Origin of the sequence: Methylomagnum ishizawai (assembly GCF_900155475.1) — a bacterium.
Classification (GTDB): Bacteria; Pseudomonadota; Gammaproteobacteria; order Methylococcales; family Methylococcaceae; genus Methylomagnum; species Methylomagnum ishizawai_A.
Genome location: NZ_FXAM01000001.1, coordinates 4,443,363 through 4,466,084 on the forward strand (window position 1 = coordinate 4,443,363; position 22,722 = coordinate 4,466,084).

Annotated in this window: 22 protein-coding genes; 10 read left to right on the plus strand and 12 right to left on the minus strand. The window is 63.9% G+C overall.

Features of this window, described 5'->3' with window-relative positions:
• Window positions 1-9: 9 nt before the first annotated feature.
• The gene (hemN, locus tag B9N93_RS20020; protein ID WP_085215970.1) at window positions 10-1,377 is read left to right on the plus strand and encodes an oxygen-independent coproporphyrinogen III oxidase; all 1,368 of its coding nucleotides are present in this window, start codon (window positions 10-12) and stop codon (window positions 1,375-1,377) included.
• Here hemN and B9N93_RS20025 read toward each other — a convergent pair.
• Entirely contained in the window at window positions 1,374-2,330 is a 957-nt protein-coding gene (locus tag B9N93_RS20025) for a LysR family transcriptional regulator (RefSeq protein ID WP_085215971.1), read from the minus strand. The genes hemN and B9N93_RS20025 overlap by 4 nt on opposite strands.
• 281 nt (window positions 2,331-2,611) lie before the next feature.
• Between B9N93_RS20025 and tkt the strand changes: the two genes are divergently transcribed.
• The 3 genes from tkt to B9N93_RS20040 all read left to right on the plus strand — a co-directional run bounded on the left by tkt (window position 2,612) and on the right by B9N93_RS20040 (window position 6,882).
• Complete coding sequence (gene tkt / locus B9N93_RS20030; RefSeq protein WP_085215972.1) at window positions 2,612-4,627, plus strand: transketolase; 2,016 nt, start codon at window positions 2,612-2,614, stop codon at window positions 4,625-4,627.
• 81 nt (window positions 4,628-4,708) lie between these two features.
• The gene (fba, locus tag B9N93_RS20035) at window positions 4,709-5,746 is read left to right on the plus strand and encodes a class II fructose-bisphosphate aldolase (RefSeq protein WP_085215973.1); all 1,038 of its coding nucleotides are present in this window, start codon (window positions 4,709-4,711) and stop codon (window positions 5,744-5,746) included.
• Between the two features lie 248 nt (window positions 5,747-5,994).
• Window positions 5,995-6,882, plus strand: coding sequence for a phosphoribulokinase (locus B9N93_RS20040; protein ID WP_085215974.1), 888 nt, complete (start codon window positions 5,995-5,997; stop codon window positions 6,880-6,882).
• Here B9N93_RS20040 and B9N93_RS20045 read toward each other — a convergent pair.
• The 5 genes from B9N93_RS20045 to hemC all read right to left on the minus strand — a co-directional run bounded on the left by B9N93_RS20045 (window position 6,879) and on the right by hemC (window position 12,496).
• Window positions 6,879-8,099, minus strand: coding sequence for an ABC transporter ATP-binding protein (locus tag B9N93_RS20045; RefSeq protein ID WP_176225345.1), 1,221 nt, complete (start codon window positions 8,097-8,099; stop codon window positions 6,879-6,881). The genes B9N93_RS20040 and B9N93_RS20045 overlap by 4 nt on opposite strands.
• A gap of 72 nt (window positions 8,100-8,171) precedes the next feature.
• Window positions 8,172-9,458 carry a heme biosynthesis HemY N-terminal domain-containing protein gene (locus B9N93_RS20050; protein ID WP_085215976.1) on the minus strand — a complete coding sequence of 429 codons (1,287 nt, stop codon included), beginning with the start codon at window positions 9,456-9,458 and terminating at the stop codon, window positions 8,172-8,174.
• Window positions 9,455-10,693, minus strand: coding sequence for a uroporphyrinogen-III C-methyltransferase (locus tag B9N93_RS20055; RefSeq protein WP_085215977.1), 1,239 nt, complete (start codon window positions 10,691-10,693; stop codon window positions 9,455-9,457). Before B9N93_RS20055 ends, B9N93_RS20050 begins: the two co-directional genes overlap by 4 nt.
• Window positions 10,694-10,762: 69 nt before the next feature.
• Window positions 10,763-11,569, minus strand: coding sequence for a uroporphyrinogen-III synthase (locus B9N93_RS20060; protein ID WP_085215978.1), 807 nt, complete (start codon window positions 11,567-11,569; stop codon window positions 10,763-10,765).
• A 3-nt stretch (window positions 11,570-11,572) separates the two neighbouring features.
• A complete protein-coding gene (hemC, locus tag B9N93_RS20065; RefSeq protein WP_085215979.1) occupies window positions 11,573-12,496 on the minus strand; it encodes a hydroxymethylbilane synthase in 924 nt (307 codons plus the stop codon).
• Between the two features lie 184 nt (window positions 12,497-12,680).
• On the opposite strand from hemC, the gene hemW reads away from it, so the two are divergent.
• The 4 genes from hemW to B9N93_RS20085 are packed head-to-tail and all read left to right on the plus strand — an operon-like array spanning window position 12,681 to window position 16,232.
• Entirely contained in the window at window positions 12,681-13,829 is a 1,149-nt protein-coding gene (gene hemW / locus B9N93_RS20070; RefSeq protein ID WP_085215980.1) for a radical SAM family heme chaperone HemW, read from the plus strand.
• Window positions 13,822-14,736, plus strand: a complete 915-nt coding sequence (locus B9N93_RS20075) for a DUF58 domain-containing protein (protein WP_085215981.1) — start codon at window positions 13,822-13,824, stop codon at window positions 14,734-14,736. Before hemW ends, B9N93_RS20075 begins: the two co-directional genes overlap by 8 nt.
• Before the next feature lie 3 nt (window positions 14,737-14,739).
• Window positions 14,740-15,246, plus strand: a complete 507-nt coding sequence (locus tag B9N93_RS20080) for a DUF4381 domain-containing protein (RefSeq protein WP_085215982.1) — start codon at window positions 14,740-14,742, stop codon at window positions 15,244-15,246.
• Window positions 15,243-16,232, plus strand: coding sequence for a vWA domain-containing protein (locus tag B9N93_RS20085; protein ID WP_085215983.1), 990 nt, complete (start codon window positions 15,243-15,245; stop codon window positions 16,230-16,232). The genes B9N93_RS20080 and B9N93_RS20085 overlap by 4 nt, the downstream gene beginning before the upstream one ends.
• 5 nt (window positions 16,233-16,237) lie before the next feature.
• Here the strand turns inward: B9N93_RS20085 and B9N93_RS20090 are convergent, their stop codons facing one another.
• The 6 genes from B9N93_RS20090 to B9N93_RS20115 all read right to left on the minus strand — a co-directional run bounded on the left by B9N93_RS20090 (window position 16,238) and on the right by B9N93_RS20115 (window position 20,215).
• A complete protein-coding gene (locus B9N93_RS20090; RefSeq protein ID WP_085215984.1) occupies window positions 16,238-16,795 on the minus strand; it encodes a DUF4241 domain-containing protein in 558 nt (185 codons plus the stop codon).
• A 90-nt stretch (window positions 16,796-16,885) separates the two neighbouring features.
• Window positions 16,886-17,650 carry a flagellar type III secretion system pore protein FliP gene (gene fliP, locus B9N93_RS20095; protein WP_085215985.1) on the minus strand — a complete coding sequence of 255 codons (765 nt, stop codon included), beginning with the start codon at window positions 17,648-17,650 and terminating at the stop codon, window positions 16,886-16,888.
• Window positions 17,647-18,066 carry a flagellar biosynthetic protein FliO gene (gene fliO / locus B9N93_RS26090; protein WP_085215986.1) on the minus strand — a complete coding sequence of 140 codons (420 nt, stop codon included), beginning with the start codon at window positions 18,064-18,066 and terminating at the stop codon, window positions 17,647-17,649. The genes fliP and fliO overlap by 4 nt, the downstream gene beginning before the upstream one ends.
• Window positions 18,063-18,380 carry a flagellar motor switch protein FliN gene (fliN, locus tag B9N93_RS20105; RefSeq protein WP_246628668.1) on the minus strand — a complete coding sequence of 106 codons (318 nt, stop codon included), beginning with the start codon at window positions 18,378-18,380 and terminating at the stop codon, window positions 18,063-18,065. The genes fliO and fliN overlap by 4 nt, the downstream gene beginning before the upstream one ends.
• Before the next feature lie 189 nt (window positions 18,381-18,569).
• Window positions 18,570-19,577: a flagellar motor switch protein FliM gene (gene fliM / locus B9N93_RS20110; protein WP_085215987.1), complete on the minus strand. Its 1,008-nt coding sequence runs from the start codon at window positions 19,575-19,577 to the stop codon at window positions 18,570-18,572.
• An 8-nt stretch (window positions 19,578-19,585) separates the two neighbouring features.
• Window positions 19,586-20,215, minus strand: coding sequence for a flagellar basal body-associated FliL family protein (locus B9N93_RS20115; protein WP_176225347.1), 630 nt, complete (start codon window positions 20,213-20,215; stop codon window positions 19,586-19,588).
• Between the two features lie 290 nt (window positions 20,216-20,505).
• On the opposite strand from B9N93_RS20115, the gene B9N93_RS20120 reads away from it, so the two are divergent.
• Window positions 20,506-21,720 carry an NAD(P)/FAD-dependent oxidoreductase gene (locus B9N93_RS20120; RefSeq protein WP_085215989.1) on the plus strand — a complete coding sequence of 405 codons (1,215 nt, stop codon included), beginning with the start codon at window positions 20,506-20,508 and terminating at the stop codon, window positions 21,718-21,720.
• A 330-nt stretch (window positions 21,721-22,050) separates the two neighbouring features.
• Entirely contained in the window at window positions 22,051-22,707 is a 657-nt protein-coding gene (locus B9N93_RS20125) for a hypothetical protein (protein WP_085215990.1), read from the plus strand.
• The last annotated feature ends 15 nt before the right edge of the window (window positions 22,708-22,722 follow it).

Below are 22,722 nucleotides of genomic sequence, written 5' to 3' on the forward strand. Positions count from 1 at the left end.
ACTCCCGCCATGAAAACCGCCGCCCTGCTCGAAAAATATTGCCAACCGGGACCGCGCTATACCTCTTACCCCACCGCGCCCTATTTCCAGACCGGCTTCACCGACGCCGATTGGCGGACGGAACTGGAAGCGACCCGCCACAGCCCGCGCGGCCTCTCGCTCTATACCCATATCCCGTTCTGCGACACCTTGTGTTGGTATTGCGGCTGCAATATGGTGGCGACCCGCGACTATGGCCGGGCCGAGCGCTATCTGGATTGGCTGTTCCGGGAAATCGACCTCGTCACCGGCTTGGTGGCCCCGGAACGGGTGGTCAAGCAACTGCACTGGGGCGGCGGCACGCCGACCTTTCTACGCCCGGAGGATATCGAGCGGCTGTTCGGACATTTGCTGGCGGGCTTCACGCTGGACCCCCAGGCCGAAATCGGCTGCGAAGCCGACCCGCGCGAACTCAGCCGCGACCATGTCGAGACCCTCAAGCGCCTGGGATTCAACCGCATCAGCCTGGGCGTGCAGGATTTGGACGAGCGGGTACAGCGGACGGTGAACCGGGTGCAGCCGGAAGCCTTGATCCGGGAGGTCTATGGCTGGATGCGCGGGGCCGGGTTCGAGTCGATCAACCTGGACCTGATGACCGGATTGCCGCACCAAACGGTGGAAAGTTTTTCCCGCACCTTGGACGCGGTGATCAACCTGCGGCCTGACCGGCTGGCGGTGTTCACCTACGCCCATGTGCCATGGATGAAACGCCACCAAAAGCTGATTCCCGAGGCCGATCTGCCGGATTTCCCCACCCGCATCGCCTTGCAGGCACTCATCCTCGACCGGCTGGCCGGGGCGGGCTATGTCTACATCGGCATGGACCATTACGCCCTGCCCGACGACGAACTGGTGCTGGCGCAAAAAAGCAAAACCCTGTACCGCAATTTCCAGGGCTACACCACCCACCGCGAGTGCGACATCCTGGCGTTCGGGGCGTCGGCCATCAGCCAGACCGGCGAAGTCTACGCCCAGAACCTCAAGCCGCTGCCAGAATATCGCGACCGGGTATTAGCCGGACGCCTGCCCACCGAGCGCGGCATCCGCACCACCCGCGACGACCGGCTGCGGCGGGAGGCGATCACCTGCATCATGTGCGATTTGGAACTGGATACGGCGGCGTTCGGACGGGAATGGGACGTGGATTTCGAGGACTATTTCGCTTGCCGGGCAGGCTTGGAAAGCTTGGCAGCGGATGGCTTGCTGAGCTTGGAAGGCGGGTTGATCCGGGTTTCCGACACCGGGCGGTTATTCCTCCGCAATATCGCCATGCTGTTCGATGGCCATTTGCAAGCCCCGGCGGCGGACGCGGGGCCGAGATATTCCAAAACGGTCTAGGCTTCCGGCCCCGGCGCAGCGGACGCCTTGCCCAAGGCCACCTCGATAACCTCGGTACGCACGAACGAACGGGCCTCGCTCCGCACGAAATCGGCGAATTCCCGCGCCACCGCCGACAAGCGCTTGCCCGAACGATGGACGATGAACCATTGCCGCCGGATCGGGAAATGCTCCACGTCCAGCACCACCACCCGGCCACTTTCCAACTCGCGTTCCAGGGTGTGGATGGACACGATGGCCAGCCCCAAGCCTTCCTCCACGCCTTGTTTGATGGCCCCGTTGGTGTTCATTTCCATGCTGGCGGTGAGGTGCACCCCGCGTTCGCCGAAATAGCGCTCCGCCGCGCTGCGGGTGCCCGAACCCTGCTCCCGCATGATGAAGTTCTCGTCCTGAAGTTCGCTCAACGGAATCCCCCGCTTGCCCGCCAGGGGATGGCCGGCCGGGGCGATCAACACCAAGGGATTTTCCAGGAAGGCTTCGTATTGCAAATCCTGGTCCTCCGGCGGTTGGCCCATCAGCACCACATCGGCCTCGTTGTCCTCCAACTGCTGCAACAAGCCCTTGCGGTTGGTGACCTTGAAGCTGACCTTGACCTTGGGATAGCGGCGGCAGAATTCGGCCAGCAAGCGGATACCGAAATAATGCACCGTGCTGGCGACCGCGACCACCAAGCGCCCGCCATCGGTGCCCTTCAATTCCTCGATCAGCAACTCGGCGGCGTCCAATTGTTCGGAGATGGTGCGGCTGAGCTGGTACAGTTCCTCGCCCGCACGGGTGAGATAGATTTTCTTGCCCAGGCGCTCGAACAAAGGCAGGCCGATATTCTCCTCGAACTGCTTGATCTGCATGGAAACGGCGGGCTGGGTCAGGTAAAGCTCCTCCGCCGCGCGGGTGAAACTCAGGCGGCGGGCGACCCGCTCGAAAACCTTCAACTGCCGGAGGGTGATGTTCATGGCTGGCTTCCAGGCTTTTTATAAGGGAAATTTTATCCGATGAGTAAAAATCTCTTAGTTTTTCTTATACAATATTCCGCGTAAATTAACCAGCTTATGCCAGCTCGGCATCGAAGCTGTCTCCCCGCCATCCCTCCCGCGCCCCCCTATCTTTTCGAAGTCCCGCAAGTCCTTGGAATGATGGGAAGGTTAGATGACAAAGCCAGCTTTGTTGATAGATAATTCGCAATCCTTAGCCCGATAACAACCAGTTAACCCCGACAACCTTTTAGGAGAAGAACATGCCTTCGCGCCGAGAACTAGCCAACGCCATACGCGCCCTGAGCATGGATGCCGTACAGAAAGCCAACTCCGGCCATCCCGGAGCGCCGATGGGAATGGCGGACATTGCCGAAGTCCTGTGGAACGATTACCTGCGCCATAACCCGGCCAACCCCAAATGGCCGGATCGCGACCGCTTCGTGCTGTCTAACGGCCACGGCTCCATGCTGATCTACTCCCTGTTGCACTTGACGGGGTACGACCTGCCCATCGAAGAACTGAAGCAGTTCCGCCAGTTGCATTCCAAAACCCCCGGCCACCCCGAATACGGTTATGCGCCGGGCATCGAAACCACCACCGGTCCCCTGGGCCAGGGCATCACCAACGCCGTCGGTTTCGCCATCGCCGAGCGCACCTTGGCCGGCCAGTTCAACCGCCCCGGCCACACCATCGTCGACCATAACACCTATGTGTTCCTGGGCGATGGCTGCATGATGGAAGGCATCTCCCACGAAGCTTGCTCCCTGGCCGGCACCATGGGCCTCGGTAAGCTGATCGCGTTCTACGACGACAACAACATCTCCATCGACGGCGAAGTCCGCGGCCACGAAGGCCACACCCCCGGCTGGTTCCAGGACAACACCCCGGCCCGCTTCGAAGCCTACGGCTGGCACGTCATCCCGAAAGTGGACGGCCACGACGCCGACGCCATCAAGGCCGCCGTCGAAGCCGCCCGCGCCGTCACCGACAAGCCGTCCTTGATCTGCTGCCAGACCATCATCGGTTTCGGCTCCCCCAACAAGCAGGGCAAGGAAGAATGCCACGGCGCCGCGCTGGGCAACGATGAAATCGCCCTGACCCGCGAAAACCTGGGCTGGCCGCATGCCCCGTTCGAAATCCCGGCGGATGTCTACGAAGGCTGGAGCGCCATCGAAACCGGTGCCAAGGCCGAGAACGACTGGAACGACCGCTTCGAGAACTATCGCCGCGAATACCCGGAACTAGCCGCCGAATTCGAGCGCCGCATGTCCGGCGAACTGCCCGCCGACTGGGCCGAGAAATCCGCCGCCTTCATCAACGCCGTGGCCGAAAAAGGTGAAACCATCGCTAGCCGCAAAGCGTCCCAAAACGCCCTCAACGGCTTCGGCCCCTTGCTGCCGGAACTGCTGGGCGGTTCCGCTGACTTGGCCGGTTCCAACCTGACCCTGTGGAAAGGCTGCAAGGACGTGAACGCCGCCGGTTTCGACGGCAACTACGTCTATTACGGCGTGCGTGAATTCGGCATGTCCGCCATCATGAACGGCATCGCCCTGCACGGCGGCTTCAAGCCCTACGGCGCGACCTTCCTGATGTTCTCCGAATACGCCCGTAACGCGCTGCGCATGGCCGCGCTGATGAAGGCGCCGACCTTGTTCGTGTACACCCACGACTCCATCGGCCTGGGCGAAGACGGCCCGACCCACCAACCGGTCGAGCAGACCGCCACCTTGCGTATGATCCCCAACATGCAGGTTTGGCGTCCGTCCGACGCGGTGGAATCCGCCGTGTGCTGGGCCGCCGCCATCGAGCGCAAGGACGGTCCCTCCACCTTGATCTTCTCGCGCCAGAACCTGCTGCACGTCGCCCGTACCCCCGAACAGATCGCCGCGATCCGCAAGGGCGGCTACGTACTGCGCGATTGCGAAGGCACGCCCGAAGCCATCCTCATCGCCACCGGCTCCGAAGTCGAACTAGCGGTGAAGGCCCAGGAAGCCCTGGCCGCGAACGGCAAAAAAGTCCGCGTGGTGTCCATCCCCTCGACCAATGTGTTCGAGGCCCAGGATAAAGCCTACCGCGACACCGTGCTGCCGCCTTCCATCACCCAGCGCGTGGTGGTCGAAGCCGGTTCCACCGACGGCTGGTACAAGTATGTCGGCTTCGAAGGCAAGGTCATCGGCCTCGACCGTTTCGGCGAATCCGCCCCGGCCGGCCAGCTGTTCAAGGAGTTCGGCTTCACCGTCGACAACGTCGTGAAAGCGGTCGAAGAACTGCTCTAAATCCATAACGACAACATGGCCCTTCCCCGGCCCCGTCGCCCACGGGACCGGGGAGACGACACACACAAGCGAGGACTACATATGGCACTTATTACCCTCCGGCAGTTGCTCGACCACGCCGCCGAGAACGACTACGGTTTGCCGGCCTTCAACGTCAATAACATGGAACAGGTGCAGGCGATCATGGAAGCGGCGTCCGCCGTCGATTCCCCGGTGATCCTGCAAGGCTCCGCCGGTGCGCGCTCCTACGCCGGCGAGCCCTTCCTGCGCCACCTGATCCTGGCCGCGCTGGAACAGTACCCGCACATCCCCATCTGTATGCACCAGGACCACGGCGCGGCTCCCGGCGTGTGCTTCCGCTCCATCCAATCCGGCTTCAGCTCGGTGATGATGGACGGCTCGCTGCAAGAAGACGCCAAGACCCCCTCCAGCTACGAATACAACGTCCAAGTCACCCGCTTGGTGGCCGATCTGGCCCATGCCTGCGGCGTGTCTGTGGAAGGCGAACTGGGCTGCCTGGGTTCGTTGGAAGAAGGCAAGGCCAGCCTGGATCATTCCCTGCTGCTGACCGACCCGAACGAAGCCGCCGATTTCGTCCAAAAGACCCACGTGGACGCGCTGGCCATCGCCATCGGCACCAGCCACGGCGCGTACAAGTTCAGCCAGAAGCCCTCCGGCAAGGTGCTGCGCATCGACCGCGTCCGTGAAATCCACGCTCGCATCCCCAGCGTCCACCTCGTGATGCACGGTTCCTCCTCCGTGCCGGAAGACTGGCTGGCGATCATCAACAGCTACGGCGGCGACATGGGCCAGACCTACGGCGTGCCGGTCGAGGAAATCGTCGAAGGCATTAAGAACGGCGTCCGCAAGGTCAACATCGACACCGACCTGCGCATGGCCTCCACCGGCGCCATCCGCAAGCACTTGGCGGAAGACAAAAAGAACTTCGACCCGCGCAAGTTCCTGAAGGAAGCCACCAAGGGCATGACCGGCATCTGCAAGGCCCGTTACCAAGCCTTCAACTCCGCCGGCCAAGCCTCGAAGCTCAAGAAGGTCTACAACCTGGAAGAAATGAGCAAGCGCTACGCCAAGGGCGAACTCGACCCGGTCGTGAACTAAGCGATCCGCGTTTTCCCCGGATCAGGATAGGGTGGGCCGGGCCCCACCCTATTTTTTTGCCCGCCGCCGCGGCTTATTCCGGCGGAGATGCTCAATATTCCCATCCCTCGCTTCCGGTGCCCAATCCGGTTTGATACCATCGGCCCTCGGATGAACCCGGCTCCGATCCCACCCCAACCGCACCGCCGCCCCCGATTCCACGCCCCGGCGCGAATCCCCCCACCGAGAAATCAGCGAGACCGCTCAGCATGTCCAAGCAGCACCCCATCATCTCGATCACCGGATCGTCGGGAGCGGGCACGACCAATGCCAAGCGGGCTTTCGAGCGCCTGTTCCGCCGGTTGAATATCCAGCGCCCGGCCATCGTGGAGGGCGACAGCTTCCACCGCTACGACCGGGTGGAGATGCGCCGCCGCGTCGCCGCCGCGCAGAGCCGTGGCGAATATTTCAGCCATTTCGCCATCGAGGCCAACCTGCTGGAAGAACTCGAAGCCCTGTTCCGCGAATACGGCGAAAACGGCACGGGCCGCCGCCGCCACTATATCCACGACGAGGAAGAAAGCCGCAAACACGGCGGCACCAAACCGGGCACCTTCACGCCCTGGGAAGAACTGCCGCCCGATACCGATCTGTTGTTCTACGAGGGTTTGCACGGGGCCGTGCGGCATGGGGATATCGATATCCGCCGCTATGCCGACCTTTCGGTGGGAATCGTGCCCATCGTCAACCTGGAATGGATCCAGAAAATCCACCGCGACACCGCCGAACGCGGCTATAAACCGGCGGACGTGACCGCGACCATCCTGCGCCGCATGCATGATTATGTGCATGTCATCACCCCGCAATTCTCCGAGACCGATATCAATTTCCAGCGGGTGCCGACGGTCGATACCTCGAATCCGTTCGCGGCGCGGGACATTCCCACCGCCGAGGAAAGCTTCGTCATCATCCGCATCAACGAACCCAGGAAATTCGCGGTGGACTTCGGCTATCTGCTGTCGAAGCTACGCAATTCCTTCATGTCGCGGCACAATTCCATCGTGATACCGGGCCGGAAACTGGAACTGGCGATGGAAATCATCTTCCTGCCCATCCTGGAACGGATGATGGAAGAAAAAGCCCGCAGCCGGGATTAGTCCAGCGCCTCGATATCGGCGCGGAGGGCGAACAGCCCGGAAGTTTCCACATCGCCGCCCTGCTCCACCGTCAAACGCAGCAGGTCCGGGCCATAGCCCAGCCATGCGCCGTCCCGCCGGAAACCGCCCGCGATCCGATAAACCCCCGCCGCAAGCCCCAGGAACGGCACCACCACCCGCAAGCGTCCCCGTCCGGCCAAAGCCACCACCGCGCCGTTCAGCGCGGAATCGAGGGTCGCCATCAGCAAATCCGCCGCGCCCCGGAATTCCAGCACCAGCGCGGCCCGCTCCACCGGAGCCTTGGCCGTGTAATCCACCGTCAAGGTCAAAGCCCCGCCGGTCCGCGCCTTGGGCAAACCGGCAATCCCGCCCGCCACCGCCAAGCGGGCGATGGACGCCACATCGCTTGAAACGGCGGGCGGTTCCGGTGCCAATCCCAAGGGCTTGAGCGCCCGCTGGACGAACCCCAAGGATTCGTAATACTTGAGGAACAGGACATCGGTGGTCCCGAACGCCAAGGCTTCGCCATCGAACAGGAGCAGGCAGCGGTCGGCGATCTGCCGCACGTTCATCTCGGAATGGGAGACGAACAGGATCGTGGTCCCCAGGCGCTTGAGTTGGTCCAGCCGTTCCAGGCAGCGCATCTGGAACGCGATATCGCCCACCGCCAGCACCTCGTCGATCAGCAGAATATCCATAGGCACGCAAGTGGCGATGGAAAACTCCAGCCGGGCGTACATGCCGTCGGAATAATGCTTGACCTGGGCATCGAGGGATTTTTCCAGTCCGGCGAAACCGGCGATCCGGTCCAGCACGGCGTCGGTTTCGCGCTTGCCGAGGCCCAGTTCGGCGCATTTCAGATAGATGTTTTCGCGCCCGGTCAGCAAGGGTTGCAGTCCCGCGCCCAGCCGGACCAGGGACTTGACCGCGCCTCGGGTGGCGATGCGGCCCGTATCCGGGCGATATTCGCGGTCCACCAATTTGAGTAGGGTGCTTTTGCCCGCGCCGTTGGGGCCGATGATGCCGATGCATTCCCCGCGTCCGGCGGCGAACGAGACATCGCGCAAAGCCCAGAACTCCTGTTCGCGCAGCCGTTCCGGCGGTTTCCGGCCCACCAAGGCGCGGGCGCAATCCTGTAGGCCATACAGCGCGGCGGAGGCAAGGGAACGGCGGAATTTCTTGCCGACCCCCTCGAACAAGATGACGGACTGGGACACGGGGGAACTCGGTGATGGGCGGGGGAAATCCCCCTCCCGAGCCACGGAAGGGGAAAACAGCGCGGGCCGGGCTCAGGTTTCGGCAGGCGTCGCGGACACTTCGGCGGATTCGGCCACCGCAGCCTCCTGCTGCTCTTCCTCGATGGCGGCCACGGCTTCGTTGGACGCGAACATCAGGCCGTTGCGGTAATAATTGCTGGCGGCGACATAGTCCTTCTGGGCGAACAGCAAATCGCCCATGAGTTGGTAGGCTTCGACGCTGGGTTCGATATCCAGGCTGCCGCGGATATAGTCGCGGGCCTTGTCCCTTTGCTTGATCCGCAGGGCCAGCTTGCCCAGCACCCGCAGCAACACGGGGTCGCGGGGATGCAGTTCCAGCCAGGTTTCGGCATGGTGCAACTGGCCTTCGGTATCGGCCATCTGGATGCAGCCATACAACACCAGCAAGGTCTCGTTCCAATCCCGGCCCAAGGCCAGCCGCAACAACTCCTCGACCTCCGTCCCGGCCCCGGACTCGATCATGGCGGCGCAATACAGGGATTCGAGGCTGGTCAGTCCGCGGATGTGCTGGGGGATATGCGCCCACAGTTCGCGCAACTGCATGGCATCGCGGGTTTCGGCACGGCGGCGCAACAGGGCGGCATAGGTATCGGCCTCCAAGCGGTGGATTTCCGCCTCCATCAAAACCTTGTTCTTGTGCAGGGCCGGAATCAGCCGGTGCAGCGCCTCCCAATCCTCCATTTGCTCGTAGAGCTGATGGGTGAGCCGCAACACCGCCGCATGGCTGGGCGCGATCTGGTTGAGATGGGTCAGGGATTCCAGGGCTTGGTCGAACTGCTTGGTGGACAATTGCAGTTCGGCGCGGGTAAGGGCGACGGCCAATTCGGCCTTGGGCACGGCTTGGCGGGCGAGGTTCAGGTATTCGTCACGCTGCTCGTGGGCACCGCGGGAATGGGCCGCCCGCGCCGCCGTCAGGTAATTGATGAGCGGAAGGCCGCTGTCGGCGGCATGGCGGATCAGGTTGCGCTCGGCTTTTTCCCACTGGCCCTCGGTGGTTTCCAGCAAGCCGGTAATCAAGGCTTCCTGCGAACGGCGGCCGCGTTGTTCATGGCTGCGCTGTTTGAGGGCTTGCGGGAGGCTCAGGGCTTTGGAAATCAGGCGCAGCGCGATGTAGAAGGCCACGAAGCCCAGCACCGTGGTGACCACCATCACATACAGCGAAGTTTCCAACACCCATTGGTTGATCCCGATGATGACATAGCCCGCGTTGCCATGCGCCACCAACCAACGATAGGCCGCCACAATCAGGCCGATGGCGAGCAGGAGCGCGACCGACGAAAAGATGATTTTTCTTTTCACGGCTGCGCTCCCGGTTCATCGGCGTCCTCTTCCGATTCATCTGCGGCGGGCTTGGGCGGTTCGGCGGGTTTCGGCTCTGGAGTGGCTGGCGGTTTGGGTTTCCCCAGGTTTTCCTCGGCTTCCAGCCGTAGCCGTTCGATATTGCGCAGCAGGGTCAGGGACTGGCTGATATCCGGCAGCGGCACACTGAGATCGTGCGCGGCCAAGCCGTTCAACTCGTCCGCGACTTCCTGGGTCGCCGGGACGCCGGTATCGAAATGTTCCTTGAGCCAATCGCTGGCCGAAGCGAGGCTGGTTTTATAGAGGGTTTCGTCGCCGCGCAACAAGGCGGCGCGGGTGGTTTCCAGCTTGAGCAGGAGGATTTGGCGCAGGGCTTCGGCCTGGGCGGGTTCGAGGATTTCCTCTATCGGGCGGTTGGCATGGCGCACAGTGACCAAGCCTTTGATATCTTCCAAGGCCGACCCGTGTTCACCCGTGGCCTCGGGGGCGTTCCCGGCATGCTCCTTGATCGTGCCCGCATGGGGCAGGAACAAGGGCAACTTCTTGGCCTTGTTCTCCAAGGCCAGCAGTTGTGCGGACAGGCCGACCACATCGGGCGCGTCCATCTTCTTGAGCAGGCCGATTTCCTCGGCCAGCGCCTCGCGCACCTTGAATACCGCCGGATCGCCGCTATCATGCAAGCGTTGGTCCGCCGCCTCCAGCGCGGCCAGTACCGCCTTCACATCGCCGACCAGATGCAGCTTTTGATTGGCGATGCTCAAAAGATATTCGGCATCGGCCACCATCAAATCGCCCCGGCTGCGGTTCAGCTGGCGCTGGATGGCCTGCACGGCCCCGCCGATTTCGTTGCGGGTCAGGTCGATGCGGTCGTTCAAGCGGGTGGCTTGTTCGCCGAGTTCGCGCTCGACCTTGGAGTCCTCGGTGACGACCTGGGTCTGGGCGGTGGTGATTTGGGAGTGGAGCGCGGCCATTTCCGCTTGCAGGGCGCTCAATTGCTGGACCACGTTCTGGAGTTGCTGGTCTTTGTTGCTCAATTGCCCGCCCAAGCCTTCCTGCCTGGAACGCAGTTCCTTGAGCAAATACCAACCACCCGCCGCGATCACCAGCACGGCCAACAAGATGATATAGCCCACCCACGCCATGCTGCGGGTCTTTCGGGTCGGGCCATCCGGCGCGGCGGGTTTGGCCACGGCCTCCGGCTCCGCGGTGCCGGCGGAGGGTTCGGTGGCCGACATGTCTAGTTTTTCCTCGTCAACCAATGCTGTATCCCCGTCTAGTTGGTTCTATGGGTCCGTGCTGTATTGTTATGGAAGACCGGGCGGATCGCGCCGGATTCCCCCTTCCCGATAAAAGCCGATGATTGCCGCGACAATGCCGCTATCGCTGGCCGGTTCCGCCACGATCAGCCGCCGCCATCCCCGCTCGCGGGCGTGTTGCGCGATGCGCCCGCCGATCACGGCCAGGGGCGTTCGGGCGGCGAGTTCGGGGCCAGCCTCGCCCAGCAAGTCCATCAGATGGGCCAGGACTTCACCGCTGGTCGCCAGCGCCATATCGACGCCGCCCTTCCGCCACGCTTCGATCAAGGCGGTGGCATCGGTTTGGGGGCAGCGCCGCTGATAGACTTCGGCATAGGCCGTTTCGGCACCACGTTCCGCCAAGGTCCGCGCCAGCAATTCGCGCCCGCCGGCACCGCGCACAATCAGGATGCGCGTGCCCAAAACCTGGGTGAATTCGGGGGTGGCCAACAGCGACTCGCTATTAAACTGCGGTTTGGGAATCAGGTCTACCCGCATTCCGGTTTCGGCCAGCGCCTGGGCGGTGGCTGCGCCGACCGCCGCGATCCGCGTGGAACCCAAGCCGCGCCGGGTCCAGGACTGCAAACCGGCCGCACACCGCACGGCATTGGCGCTGACGAAAACCAGCCAATCCCAGTCCTCGCGGTTCAACAGGGCGAGCGCCGGGGCGGCGTCCCCGACCGGCACGATCTCCAGCAACGGCCAGCGCCACGCCCTGCCCCCGGCGGCTTCGATCAACGCGCACAAACCTTCGGCTTGATCCGCCGGACGGGTCACCAGGAGGGTACGGCCCGCGAGTGGTCCGGTCGCCACCATGGCTCAGCCGTACAAATCCCGGAGGATGCGGTCGGCCCCCCGCGCCAATAATTCATCCGCCAGCGCGATCCCCAATGGTTCCGCCGCGGCGCAATTCCCGGTACTTTCGCCCCGGACCACGACACCACCATCGGGAGAACCCACCAAACCGCGCAGGCGCAGGGTATCGCCCGACAATTCGGCATAGCCCGCGATGGGCACTTGGCAGCCGCCGTCCAGCCGGGTGTTGAAAGCCCGCTCGGCGGCGACGCGGATCGCCGTGGCCGGATGGTGCAGGACACCCAACAGCGCGTTGATCCGCGCATCGTCGCGCCGACACTCGATGCCGATAGCGCCCTGGCCGACAGCGGGCAGGCTGGTTTCGGGTTCGAGGAGTTCGGTGATGCGCCCCGCGAGGCCCAGCCGTTTCAAACCGGCGGCGGCGAGGATGATGGCGTCGTAGCCCTCGCTTTCCAGTTTGGCGAGCCGGGTTTCGACATTGCCGCGCAGGACTTCGGTCCGGCAACCGGGAAACAGCAATTTGAGCTGGCACTGGCGGCGCAGGCTGGAAGTGCCGATCCGTGCCTCGGACGGTAATGCGGCAAGGGAGGCGTGGCGTAGCGAGACGAAGGCGTCGCGGGGGTCTTCGCGCTCCAGGATGGCAGCGAGGTGGAGCCCTTCCGGCAATTCGGCGGGCACGTCCTTCATGGAATGCACCGCCAGGTCAGCGGTCCCCTCGAAAATGCCCTGCTCCAATTCCTTGACGAACAAGCCCTTGCCGCCGACCTTGGCGAGCGGGGCGTCGAGAATCTTATCGCCACGGGTGACCAGCTTCACCAGCTCGATTTCGAGGCCGGGATGGGCCGCTTTCAAGCGCGTGGCGACATGCTCGGCCTGCCAGAGGGCGAGCGGACTTTTACGGGTGGCGATGCGGATCGGGTTTGGCACGCGCGGGATACCCTATGGAAAGTGGCGCATTGTACCAGAGGCGCGGAACCGCGGGATGGTGGACGCAAGGCACCAAACCGGATCGCCGCCACCCCCGCCCTTATCTTTCAAATGTCCGCCCTGCGTCGGAAATCGCCGTGCCGGACCCGTTCGGATTCGGTATGGCCGGGGTACAATCCCCACCATGCCGAATCCACCGCCTTTGAGCCTCTACATCCATCTGCCCTGGTGCGTCCGCAAATGCCCGTATTGCGACTTCAATTCGCACGCGGCGGCGGACTGGCCCGAACGCGCCTACATCGACGCGCTGTTGCTGGACCTGGAAGATGAACTGCCCGCCGTGGCGGGCCGCGCCGTGGCCACCATTTTCATCGGCGGCGGCACCCCAAGCCTGTTCAGCGCCGAAGGCATCGCCCGCTTGCTCGACGGCGTCCGCGAACGCACGGTCCTCGCCCCGGACGCCGAGATCACCTTGGAAGCCAATCCCGGCACGGCGGAAAGCGGCAAGTTCCGGGGTTTCCGGCAAGCGGGCGTGAACCGCCTCTCCCTCGGCATCCAAAGTTTCGACCCCAACCATCTGCGCGCGCTGGGTCGCATCCATGGCCGCGAAGAAGCCTTGGCGGCGGCGGAACTGGCGCGGACCGCCGGCTTCAGCAATTTCAACCTGGACCTGATGTTCGGCCTGCCGGATCAAACCGAAGCCGAAGCGCTGGCCGATATCCACACCGCCACGGCGCTCGGCCCCACCCATCTGTCGTTCTACCAGCTCACCCTGGAGCCCAATACCGTATTCCACAAATACCCGCCGCGCCTGCCGGAAGACGATGATATCTGGGCCATCCAACGCGCCTGCCAATCCGCGCTGGCCGGGCGCGGTTATCGGCAATACGAGGTCTCGGCCTATGCGCGGGAAGGGTGGCGCTGCCGACATAACCTGAATTACTGGCGCTTCGGCGATTACTTGGGGATAGGGGCCGGTGCCCACGGCAAGATCACCGACCCGGCGACCGGCGGCGTGACCCGCACCTGGAAGATCAAGCACCCCCAGCATTATCTGGATGCCGGCGGCCAGCCCGGCCTGCAAGGCGGGCGCGCAACGGTCGCGGCGGACGCCCTGCCCTTCGAGTTCCTGATGAACGCCCTGCGGCTCAAAGAAGGCTTCCCCGAAACCTTATTTTCCGAACGCACCGGATTGCCGCTCGACGCCCTGGCCCCGGAGCTATGCCACTGCCTGGACGAAGGCTTGTTGGAACGGCAGGGCGACCATATCCGTTGCACCGACCTCGGTTTCAACTTCCTCGACAACATCTTGCAGCGGTTTTTACATGCCTAGCGCCCCGCTCCCCGCCGCCATCCGCCCCGGCCTCGACGAATTGATCCGCCTGAGCCAACCCGCCGCCGGGCTGCGCTTGGCCAGCGCCACCGTCCGCGCCTTGCAGAGCGGCCAATACCTGACCGCGTTCAAGGGCCGCGGCATGGAATTCGACGAAACCCGTCCCTACGCCCAAGGCGACGATGTGCGCCAACTGGACTGGAAAGTCACCGCCCGCACCGGCAAGCCGCATACCAAGCTATTCCGCGAGGAGCGGGAACGCCCGGTATTCCTGTCGGTGGATTACCGCGCCGCGATGTTCTTCGCCACGCGAGGCATGTTCAAATCGGCCATGGCGGCGCGTTTGGCGGCGCTGATCGCCTGGAGCGCCCGCGCCCATGGCGACCGCGTGGGCGGGCAAATCTTTTCCGAAGCGGGCCGGGTCGAATTCAAACCGGACCATGGCCACCGCGCCGTGCTGCGCCTGCTCAAAGCCCTGGTGGACCCAGCCGATCCCGCCGCCGGAGACACCGCGGAAACGGCCTTGGAAGACGCCTTGTCGCGCCTGCCGCGCCATGCCCGGCCCGGCAGCCTGGTGTTCGTGTTCAGCGATTTCCGCCATCTCAACGCCCAGGGCGAGGCCGCGCTCAGCCGTTTGGCCCGGCATTGCGATGGCGTGCTGGTGATGATATCCGATCCGCTGGAACAGGCGCTGCCCTTGGGGCGGCACCGCTACGCCATGGCGGGACGGGAGTTGCTGGTCGATGCCAACCGCGACACCGCCGCCGAACACGAACGGCGCTTCCTGGAACGCCAGCAGCGGGTGCGGTCGCTGGCCCTGGGCCACGGGCTGCGCTTCGTGGCCTGCCGCACCCTCGACGATCCCCTGCTGATCCTGCAACAAGGCATTCGACGCCACCCTAATTGAACCATGGAACCCCTGCCTTTACGCGATATACATCTCCCCGCCGCCATTGGTTGGTGGCCCCCGGCACCGGGCTGGTGGCTGGCGTTGCTAGCCGCCATCGGCCTCGTCGCGCTCTCGGTCTGGCTGGTGCTACGTTGGCGGCGGGTCACGCCGATCAAGCTGGCACGGCGAGAACTCGACGCCCTGGCGAACGCCCCGGAACTCGCCCCGGATGAAAAACTGCGCCGCCTCTCCATCCTCCTGCGCCGGACCGCCCTGAGCCTATATCCCCGCCAGCAGGTCGCGGGTTTGACCGGCGCGGCATGGCTGGACTGGCTGGATGCGACCCTGGGCGAACCCCGCTTCAGCCAAGGTCCGGGACGCTCATTGACGGAAGCGCCCTACCGCCCACGGACCGGCACCGACATCGAGCCTTTGCTCGCCTTATCCCGCGATTGGCTGCGGGCGCTCGCCAAAACCAAAGCCGCCCATCGTGCCCTCGCCCCCGTCCGCAAGACTCCCCGCCCATGATCGATTTCGCTTGGTTCTGGATGCTGCTCGCCCTGCCCTTGCCCTGGCTGGTCTATAGGCTGCTGCCCCCGGTGGAGGACGCGGCGGGCGCGGCTTTGCGGACACCATTCCTCGATGAATTGGATGGCTTGCCCAACGCGCAGCGCAACACGGGTACGCCCACCGCCCGGCTCTGGATGGCGGCGCTGGCATGGGCCCTTCTGGTGGTCGCCGCGGCGCGGCCCGTGTGGTTGGGCGACCCTATCGAGCAAGCGGTGAGCGGACGGGATTTGCTGCTGGCGGTGGACCTGTCCGGCAGCATGGAAATGCAGGATTTCGTATTGGAAGGCAAGCCGGTGGACCGGCTGACCGCGACCCAGGCGGTGGCGGGCCAATTCATCGAACGGCGGGTGGGCGACCGGCTGGGGTTGATCCTATTCGGCGAGCGGGCTTATTTGCAAGCGCCGCTGACCTTCGACCGCAAGACGGTGGAAACCCTGCTGGACGAAGCCGCCATCGGCCTCGCGGGCGATAAGACCGCCATCGGCGACGCCATCGGCCTCGCGGTCAAGCGCCTGCGGGACAATCCAGCCGGGCAAAGGGTGTTGATCCTGCTCAGCGACGGGGCCAACACCGCCGGGACGGTCGCGCCCTTGCAAGCCGCCGATCTGGCCGCCAGGGCCGGGCTGAAGATATACACCATCGGTATCGGGGCCGACGAAATGGTGCTGCGGGACCCCTTCTTCGGCAGCCGACGGGTAAATCCCTCCAAGGATTTGGACGAACCCACCATGCGTGGCATCGCCGAGAAAACCGGTGGACGCTATTTCCGGGCGCGGGATATGGCGGAGTTCGAGGAGATTTATCGGCTGCTGGACCAATTGGAACCCGTGGAGCGGGATAAGCGTTATTACCGGCCCCACACCGAATTATATCCTTGGCCTTTGGGGGTGGCTTTGCTGGTGGCCACCGGCTTGGGGATATGGATGAACCGGGGACAGCCTTAAGGACACTAGAAAACCAGGAAATCCGTCATCAAGGCCACCGGCCGACCGGCCCGGTCGAGCCCGAAGAACGAGGGATAGAGCCCATCGCCCCAGCCGCTGGAAAAGCAAGCGATATTGCAGGGGGAATCTGCATCAGGCGTGAAAACCAGCCACGACTCCATCGCGCCGAGGAGTTCGTCGAAATAGCTAGGATCAATATCCATTCTGGACGACAAAGACCGGCCCGCTTCCACATCCATGAAGCAGCCCGTCCCGGTATCCACCCCGTAGCCGAAATAGCCGTCCTCCCCCAGTGTCGCCACATCTTGCCCGGCGGCCACCGCCATTTCCCAGCGCTCGATATGCCCATCGGCTTGGAACACCAGCCGGGCGAACGCGACCCGTTCGTCGCCGTCGGAGAGCCGCGCGATGGCCAATTGGACCGGGTAGTTACCCGGCGGCACCGCGCGGGTGAACGCCGGGGGCGCGGGATCGACGAACGGGTCCGACGCGGCGACCCAACCGGAAGTCACCGTCAACAATCCGATATCGACGACCTCGAAACCGTATTCCTCGCTCGCCATCGACGCTCACCAGACGCCCCGCGAACGCCGCGCCGACCTGGGAATCCGATAATTGGTAGCTCATAAACCCACGCCCCGTTGAACCACCGCCTACGTCACATAGAAACTCGCCGCCAAGGTTTCCACCACCAAGGACCAGCCATCCACCAACACGAACAGCATCAGCTTGAACGGCAGCGAGATCACCATGGGCGAGAGCATCATCATGCCCATGGACATCAACACCGTCGCCACCACCAGATCGATGATGAGGAAGGGCAGGAACAACAGGAACCCGATCTGGAAGGCGGTCTTCAACTCGCTGATCATGAAGGCCGGGATCAACAGCGAGAACGGGGTTTCCTCCGGGGTGTCGATGGTCTTGCCGGACACGCGGACGAACATTTCGAGGTCGGTTTCCCGCGTCTGCCGCAGCATGAATTGGCGGAACGGCACCCCGGCCCGTTCCACCGCCTGCTCGGGCGTGATCTTCTCTTGGATATAAGGCTGGTAGGCTTGGTCGTGGACCTGCTCGAACACCGGCAACATGGTGAACAGCGTCAGGAACAGCGAAATCCCCAGCAGGACTTGGTTGCTCGGGGTCTGACCGGTGCCCAGGGCTTGGCGCAGGATCGCCAGCACCACCATGATGCGGGTGAACGAGGTCATCCCCAGCAGCAAGGACGGCAACAGGCTCAAAGCCGTCATCAGCACCAGGATTTGCAGGCTGACCGTGTAGGATTGCCCGCCCGCGGGGTTATTGGTCACGGTCACGGCGTCGATGCCGGGCGCGGCCTGCGCGGCGGCGACGAATAACACCCCCCAGGCCAGCAGCACACCCGCGCCGAATCCCCGGAGCGGATGCCGCGCTTTCAAGGCCGCTTCCGGTTCAACAATTCCGCCAGCCGCTGGGCGAACAGGCCCGCGGTTTCCGGCGGTGGCGGGGCCGCCTCGACCGGGATCGAGTCGTTCCCTTCCAGCACGCACAGGGTTTCCACCCGGCCCGGCGCGACGCCCAACACCAATTGCTTGCCGCCCGCCTGCAACAACACCGCCCGTTCCCGCGCCCCCAGCGACACCGCCGCCAGCACCCGGAACTGCCCCGGTGCCAGCCGCGAAAAACTCCCCAAGCGCCGCAGCAGCCAAGCGCCGAGGAAAATCAATCCCAGCACCAGCACCAAGGCAGACAGCCATTGCCCGAGATTCACGGCGGGCACGGCGGGAGGGATCGGGGTTTCGGCCCATACCGCCAGCGGCCACAGCGTCCAGCCCACTGCCGCCCGTCTTTTCATCTCAGTTTCTTCACCCGTTCGGCGGGGCTGACCACGTCGGTCAGGCGGATGCCGAACTTGTCGTTCACCACCACCACTTCGCCATGGGCGATCAAGGTGCCGTTCACCATCACGTCCATGGGTTCGCCCGCCAGCCGGTCCAGTTCCACCACCGAGCCTTGGGTCAGTTGCAGCAGGTTGCGGATATTGATGCGGGTGCGGCCTATCTCCATGGCGATGGTGACGGGCACGTCCAATAACACGTCGAGGTTGACATCCTCGGACTTCGCCTCGACCGTGGGCGGCGGCACCAAGTCGTCGAACTCGGCCCGCATGGGTTGGGCGATCTTGGGGGCGCTCGCGATGCGGTCGGCCAAGGCCTGTTGTTCCTGCATCGCCGCCGCCCAATCGTCGGCGAAATTGTCGCCCGCCCCGTCGCCCGCACCTTCCAAGGGATCGTCCAATCCCAGATCGTTCTCGCTCATCGCTTGTTTTCCTCACCACCGGGCATGGCCCGGCACGCCCTAAATCAACACACCCCGGTCCGCCTCCGGCTGCCGGGCCACCTTCTCCAATATCTGCACCGCATAATAACCCTTGGAGACGCCCAGCTTGGCTCGGAACACCGGAATGTCCTCGATGATGACGGTGACGGTCTCGGGCAGTTCGACCGGGATCACATCGCCGGGCTTGAAGTGCAACAGGTCTTCCAGCACCAGTTCCTTTTCCACCAGGAGGCTGTGCATTTCGAGTTCGGCCCCCAGGATTTCCGCGTGCAGGGCCGAGCGCCAGCGCCCATCGACATCCTCGCCGCGGTCGCCCTGGATACCGGCGTCCAACAGCTCCCGGATCGGCTCGATCATGGAATACGGCATGGTCATGTGCAAATCGCCGCCGCCGCCTTCCAGTTCGATATGGATGGTCGAGACCACCACCACCTCGGTCGGGCTGACGATATTGGCGAACTGCGGGTTGACCTCGGAACCCAGGTATTCGAAATCGATGGGCATGACCGGAGCCCAGGCTTCCTTCATGTCCTTGAAGATCAAATCCAGGATGATGCGGATGATCCGCATCTCGGTGGGGGTGAACTCGCGGCCCTCGATCTTGTTGTAGAACTGCCCGCTGCCGCCGAAGAAATTGTCCACGGCGGTGAACACCAAGGTCGGCTCGATCACCAGCAAGGCCCGCCCGCGCAGGGGGTTCATGCGGACCACGTTGAGGTTGCTCGGCACGAACAGGCTGTGGACGTATTCCGAGAATTTCAGCACCTGCACCCCCGACACCGAAATCTCGGAGGAGCGCCGCAGCATATTGAACAAGCTGACCCGGAAATGGCGCACGAAGCGGTCGTTGACCATTTCCAGGGTCGGCATCCGGCCCCGGACGATACGGTCCTGGCTGGTGAAGTCGAAGGCCCGCACCTCGCCGCGGGTGTAGCCGGCATCCGACTCGGTCTTGATCTCGCCATCGTCCACGCCATGCAAGAGCGCGTCGATTTCTTCCTGGGTCAATAAATCATGGACGGCCATGGCGGGGGCTACTGCATGACGAAAGCGGTGAAATAGACCTCATCGACGGCATCGCGCTTGCGGGCCTGCTTTTTGATGATGGCGTTGATTTCCTCCAACAGCTTGGCACGCAAGGCTTCCTTGCCCTCGGTGGTCTTGAGGGCGGCGGGGTCTTCGGCGCTCATCAGCATCAGGAGGTTGTTGCGGATCATGGGCGAATGCTTCTTCACCGCCTCGACCACACTGGCATCGTCGGTCGCGATGCTGAGGCTGACTTGCAGCACGCGGGCGTCCGGGCTGCCCTGGAAGTTGACCACGAAGGCCGGTTCCAAGTCCTGGTAGAGCGTCGGCGCTTCGTCGTGTTCGCCATGTTTGCCCTTTTTGTGCTTGCCATGATCTTCCTCTTCGCCCTCGTGTTCCGCCGCCTCGGCGGTTTCGGTCTTTTCCGCGCCGTGTTCGTCATGTCCGGCCGCCGTGGCTTCCTGGCCCGCCGGGGCCGCGCCGTCCGCCGCCTTGGGCGGGAAGATGCCGAGGAAATACAAGGCCGCGAACACCGCGATCAAGGTGCCCAACACCGCGCCCAGCACGATGAAGGCGAGCTTCTTGACGGACGAGGTTTTGCGTTCCTCGCCCAGGTCCAGTTTGTCTTTTTCCGCCATGGTGGATTCCTTGGAAGTTCGCCGGGGTGGGAGTCCACCCAGTGCCATAAAACATAGCCCCATTCACCGCAATTGGTAAGCGGCGGCGAGATTCCGGCGGGCCTGGGCGCACCGGGCCGCGCCAAAAACCGGACGCGCACCGCTCCGCCGGGCCGCCCGCCGGGAGCGCAGGTGGATTGTCAACACGCCGGGCCGGGATGCAGAATGGCGAGGGTTCCGCGCCCAAGGCCGCGGTGTCCATCCCTACAAGCATAATCCCCATCACCCAATTATCCCGGAGAGACTATTCCATGGAGAACGCAACCCATCACCGTGTCGTCGTGGTCGGCGGCGGTGCCGCCGGACTCGGCGTCGCCGCCCGTTTGCTACGCGCAGGCATCAAGGATGTCGCCATCGTCGAGCCTTCCGAAAACCATTATTACCAGCCGTTCTGGACCTTCGTCGGCGGCGGGGTCGTGAGCCGCGAGCAATCGGTACGGCCCATGGCGGGCCTGATCCCCAAGGGCGCGACCTGGATCAAGGACGCCGCCGCGAGCTTCGATCCCGCCAATAACAGCCTCGCCACCCAAGGCGGCAAAACCCTCAATTACGACTATCTGGTGGTCTGCCCCGGCTTGCAGATCGATTGGGGCAAGATCAAGGGCTTGCCCGAAGCCCTGGGCAAGAACGGCGTATGCAGCAACTACGGCTACGACCTCGCCCCCATCACCTGGGACAATATCAAGAATTTCCAGGGTGGCAACGCCGTGTTCACCTTTCCGCCGCCGCCCATCAAATGCGCGGGGGCCCCGCAGAAGATCATGTACCTGGCCGAGGATTATTTCCGCAAGCACGGGCTGCGCGACAAGACCCGCGTCCTGTATTACTGCGCCACGCCGACTCTCTTCAGCGTGCCCAAGTACGCCAACGCCCTGATGGAACAGGCCGTGGGACCGCGCGGCATCGAGACGTTCTTCAAGCACAACCTGGTGGAAATCCGCGCCGAATCCAAGGAAGCCGTGTTCCAGAACGCCGACTCTGGCGAAGAAGTCGTGCAGCCCTACGACATGATCCATGTGGTGCCGCCGATGAGTTCGCCCGATTTCATCAAGCAAAGCCCCTTGGCCAACGCGGGCGGCTGGGTGGACGTGGACAAGGCCAGCTTGCAGCACACCCGCTATCCCAATGTGTTCAGCCTGGGCGATGCCAGCAGCCTGCCGACCTCGAAGACCGCCGCCGCCATCCGCGCCCAAGCCCCGGTGCTGGAAGCCAACCTGCTCGCGGTCATCAACGGCGGGCAGCCGACCCTGGCCTATGACGGCTATACCTCCTGCCCGCTGGTCACGGGTTATGGCAGGCTGATCCTGGCCGAATTCGACTACGATCTGAAGCCCAAGGAAACCTTCCCCTTCGACCAGAGCAAGGAACGCCTGAGCATGTATCTGCTCAAGCGCTACGCAATCCCGATGATCTACTGGGAAGGCTTGCTGAAAGGCTACCAGTGGCCGCGGCCCGGCATGTCCTGATGGCATTCTGGCGGCGGGCGGGCTGATCCCCCCCGGTGCCCGGTCCCGGCGGTGGCGTCCCGGTTCGACGGCCCAAACTGGAGTCCAAAGTTTGCTTTGGACCGCCCCGGCCAAAGCAAGCTTTGGACTCCAGCCCTGGCGCGCTACCGCGTGCCACCGCCCCGGCCCGAATATTACAAAACAGCGGGCGATATGCTATAAACCCCGCGCCTTGCAACGCCGGTCGATACCGCTGTCCACCGCCTTTCCCGCCCGGAAAAAAACCAAAAACCGCCGGTGGTTCCGCAACCCCGACCGGATCGCCCCACTTCAAACATTGGCCTCAGAACCATGACCCAACCACACTCCACACAGTCCTTCCCCCTCCTGAAAAGCGGCCTGTGCGCCCTGTCCATCGCGCTGGCCGCGGTGTTCGCGGCGGGCTGCGACAGCGGCCAGAGCGGCGGCGGCGGCGTCTCGGCCCCCGCCAGCGAGGAGGCCCATATCGCCGGCAATGTCCAGGACCAGCACGGCCCGATCATGGACGGCAAGGTCGAAGTCCACGACAAGAACGGCAAGCTCATCGTCAGCACCCCGCTGTCCGGCAATTCCAACCATTACAACCTCACCGTGCCGGCCGGTACCCTCTATCCCATCGTGCTGACCGCGACCCCACCCGCGAATGACGTGGTCGGCCCGGTCAAGGCCGTGGTGACCAGCCCGCTGGCCGACCGCATGGACATCACCGACGTGACCACCATCGTGGTGGATTCCGCCCTGACCCTGGGCGGGCTGACCGCCGAAAACATCGCCAAGGCGTCCGGCGCGGCCATCGGCCTTAGGCAGCGCGAAGGCGTGAGCGCGGGCGCGGGCGGCGGTGGCAGCGGCGCGGGCCAGAGCGCCGGCGGCGTCAGCCGGGGCGGCCATGGCGGGCACGATATGTCCGGCATGGGCGGTGGCGCTGGCTCCAATAGCGGCGACCCCGCCATGCAAGGGATGCAGCACTGAGCCGGGACGGCGGCT